The organism is Mesorhizobium sp. M7A.F.Ca.AU.002.02.1.1, assembly GCF_003998535.1.
Lineage (GTDB): Bacteria > Pseudomonadota > Alphaproteobacteria > Rhizobiales > Rhizobiaceae > Mesorhizobium > Mesorhizobium ciceri.
Genome location: NZ_RZPB01000628.1, coordinates 1 through 3,551, shown reverse-complemented (window position 1 = coordinate 3,551; position 3,551 = coordinate 1). Strand labels below are relative to the sequence as shown.

At 65.0% G+C, this 3,551-nt stretch carries 3 protein-coding genes and 1 pseudogene; all 4 read right to left on the bottom strand.

The annotated features are described in order from the left end of the window. Window positions 1-341, bottom strand: a pseudogene (nadE, locus tag EN879_RS28190) (NAD(+) synthase); the annotation flags it as partial. Continuing rightward, window positions 338-1,882 (bottom strand): class I adenylate-forming enzyme family protein, encoded by a 1,545-nt coding sequence (locus EN879_RS28185; protein WP_127274391.1) that lies wholly within the window; start codon window positions 1,880-1,882, stop codon window positions 338-340. The pseudogene nadE and the gene EN879_RS28185, both read right to left, overlap by 4 nt. Window positions 1,883-1,908: 26 nt before the next feature. Further along, complete coding sequence (locus EN879_RS28180) at window positions 1,909-2,175, bottom strand: acyl carrier protein (RefSeq protein WP_013525356.1); 267 nt, start codon at window positions 2,173-2,175, stop codon at window positions 1,909-1,911. A 23-nt stretch (window positions 2,176-2,198) separates the two neighbouring features. After that, a partial coding sequence (locus EN879_RS28175) for an asparagine synthase C-terminal domain-containing protein (protein ID WP_164774620.1) occupies window positions 2,199-3,551 on the bottom strand: 1,353 nt, incomplete at its 5' end.

Genomic DNA, 3,551 nt, shown 5'->3' with positions numbered 1-3,551 from the left:
TAACAACCCATCGCGTGCAGCGTCGGGCCGATATCCTCCACGATCGCTTCGACGCCAAAGGTTTCGGCGGCCAGCCGGCCGAGGCGGAGGCTGTCGGGATCGGAGTCGCTTTCCGGCATGAACAGGCAGAAGACGTTCTTCGCGCCGACGGCGCGGGCGGCGAGCGCGACCGAGACGCTGGACTCGATGCCGCCAGAGAGGCCGAGCACGAGCCCGCGCTTGCGCATGCCGCGTAGCTGCTCGCGCAACCCGGCGACGATGCGATCGGTTTCCGCTGCGTTGTCGAGCGTCAGCGCGTCGGCCGAGAAGGCGGGACGGCTCGGGGCGAGGGAGAGATTCATTGTGCAGTCCCCAACGTTTCGGCCGCCAGCCTTCGGCTGACCTTTCCGGTATCGGTCGTCGGCAACTCGCGGCGGAACTCGATGAGCTTCGGCACCATGAAATCCTCGAGATGAACGGCGCAGTAGCGAATGATGTCCCGCTCGCTCAGGGTCTCGTCCGAGAGAACGACGAGAGCGGCAATGGCGTGGCCGAGCACCGGATCCGGCACGCCGGTCACCACGGCTTCCACGATGCCTGGATGGGCGTGCAGCACAGTGTCGACTTCCTTCGGGGCGACCTTTTCGCCGCGCGTCTTGATGATGTCGTCCTTGCGGCCAACGAAATAAAGGAAGCCGTCCTCGTCCGTCCGGAACAGGTCACCGGTGTGGAGCCGCTTTTCCCAGGGATGCGGCCCGGGACGCAGCATCTGCTCCGTGGCCACGTCGTTGCGCCAATAGCCCTGCATGACATGCGGGCCGCGGATGACCAACTCGCCCGCCACGCCCGGTGGCACGCGGTTGCCCACATCGTCGACCACGATGGCTTCCGTGTTGGGAATAGCGATGCCGACGGAGCCCGGCCGGCGGTCCAGCTCCTCCGGGGGCAGGTAGGTGCAGCGCTTGCATTCCGTCAGACCGTACATGGAAAAGAGCCGTACGCCGGGGAACAGCTCGCGCAGCCGGGCGATATGCACCGGCGGCAGGGCGGCGGCGGTGTTCGAGATATAGCGAAGGCTCGGCAGGAAACCCGGCGCCAAATCGCGCATCTGCAGGATCAGCGCCGCCATCGTCGGCACCAGCGGGAAACCGGTGACCTTCTCGGCGCGGATGCGCTCGAAAATGGCCTGCGGAAAGGCGAATGATTTTTCGAGGACGAGGGTCGCGCCGAGCTTCGTCGCCATCAGCAGTTGATAGAGGCCGTAGTCGAAAGCCAGGGGCAGGACATTGAGGATGATGTCGTCACGGGTGTTGCGCAGATAGGTCGTGATGGATTCGGCCGCGGCATCGATATTGCGATGCGTCATCATCACGCCCTTGGGGCGGCCGGTGGAGCCCGAGGTGTAGATCAGCATGGCGAGGTCGATATCGATCCCGCCATGGCGAATGGGCACGGGCGCGACCTTGAGACAATCCTCGAAGGAGGCAGCGCCATCCGGCGTATGGCTGGATGGCGCTTGCGTCGACGCGACGAAGAACGGCCGGTCCGACAGCGCACGCGCCTGGATCACGACAGGCATCAGCTTGGCCTGAGTCAGGATCGCCGCAGCCTCGCAATCGTCGATGACATAAGCGAGCTTGTCGGCCTTGGTGGAGGCGTTGATCGGGCTGAAGGTCGCGCCCGCCTTGAGAACCGCGAAGATCGAGACGGCGGCTTCCCAGCAATTGTCCATGAAGACGAGAACGCGGTCGCCGCGCTGCACGCCATTCTCGGCGAGAGCGGTCGCAAGCCGGTTCGACAGATCGTCGAGCTCGTCATAGCGCAACCGCTCCCGGTCGGTGACAAGCGCCGTCTTCGCGCCATGCGCGTCCGCGTTCGTGATGAGGAATTGCTCGACCCGCATGAGCTCGGGCCTTCCGCTGCCAGCCGTCACGCCGCGACGAGCGATGCGGTCTTCGCTGTGATGAAGGCCGTGATGCGCGCCAGTGAATCGAGGTTGGCCGGCACGATATCGGCGTCCGCAACTGTGATTCCGCAATGGTCCTCGATAAAGGCCACCAGTTCCAGAACGCCGGTCGAATCGATGATGCCGTTCTCGATCAGCGAGTCCGTATCGGCGAGGGCGTGGGTGGTGTCGCCGAACAGGAAGTTCTCGATGACAAAGGCCTTCACTGCGTCTTGGATCGTATCGGTCATGTCGTTCGCTTTCCTTGGTGGTGTCAGGCGGCCTTTGCGTTGCAAATGCCTGTGCCGGTGAAAGTCGTCAGCCACAGCTGCGTCGACAGGATGCCGACAAAGGCCGCGTTGTCGCGAAAGCCGGAGGCCGGCTGGCGGCTGCATTTCTCATGTAGTTTTGCCACTGCCTTCGGATTGAAGAGCCCGCCGGCGCTGACTGCGGCGTCGCCCAGGGCCGACTGGACATAGTCCCTCGTGCCCGGCCCAACGAAGGACTGGCTATCCGGTGCGCGATAGGGCTGCTTGGTCCGCCGGCCGATGGCGGCCGGCAGCAGGTCTTTGGTCGCCTCCCGCAGAATATGCTTCTCCACGAGCCCCTTCAGCTTCATCTCGGGAGGAAGGCCGGCGGCAAACTCGACCAGATGATGGTCGAGGAAGGGAAAGCGGCCCTCGATGCCGTGGGCCATCGCCATGCGGTCGCCCTGGCTGGACAGGATGTAGCCAGGGAGAAGGAAGCGGGCTTCCAGATATTGCGCCTGGTGCAAGGGATGCCAGCGGGCGAACGCCTCGGGCAGCCGCGCGGCGAGCTCCTCGGCGGCGTCATATCCGGACAATGTGGCACGCAGATCGCCCGAGTAGAACAGCTTCGTCGCCGCCGTGCCGTCGAACCTCGGCCGATGGGAGAACAGCGGATCGTCAAGCGTCGCGCCGCTAGCCCCGAAGAAGGAGAACAGGTACTCGGCCGATTGCTGCCTCAGGCCCGGAAGATAGGGGTAGAGCTTGCGGAACAGATGCGGCCGGATGCGGGAGCCGGACTGTCTCCCGCAAAAGCGCCGAACCCTGGCCTCCTTGAAAATATCGTAGCCGGCAAAGACTTCGTCGGCGCCTTCGCCCGTCAGCACCACTTTCAAACCGGCCTCTCGCACGAGGCTCGAGAGCTTGTAGAGCGGGGCAGGGGCAGTGCGCAGGATCGGCCGCTCCGTGAAACGGATTACGTCGGGGAAGACGGCGGCGATATCGCCTTCCCCGCAGGCGACGGCGCTGTGATGCGTGCCGAGCGCGCGGGCCATCTCGAGCTGGAAGGGGCTCTCGTCATGTTCGGCGCTATCGAAGGTGACCGAGAAGGTCCTGAAACCACCCGGCGCCATGCCCGCCGCCAGCGCCGATGTGATGGAGGAATCGAGGCCGCCCGAGAGATAGGCGCCGACTGGCACATCGGCGCGCATGCGGATGCGGGTCGCCTCCGTCAGGAGGGCGCGCAGTTCCTCGGCCGCGGCACGCTCGTCCCGGTGCCGGGGCGGCGCGTCCCGGTCGGGATACTCCAGACTCCAGTAGGGCCGGGTCGAGACGCTGCCCTCTTGCACGATCATCAGGCTTGCGGGTTCGATCTCGTAGAT

Excerpts from the sequence above, each read along its gene's own strand:
- EN879_RS28180 (WP_013525356.1), bottom strand. The coding sequence starts at position 2,175 with ATGACCGATACGATCCAAGACGCAGTGAAGGCCTTTGTCATCGAGAAC.
- EN879_RS28185 (WP_127274391.1), bottom strand. The coding sequence starts at position 1,882 with ATGCGGGTCGAGCAATTCCTCATCACGAACGCGGACGCGCATGGCGCG.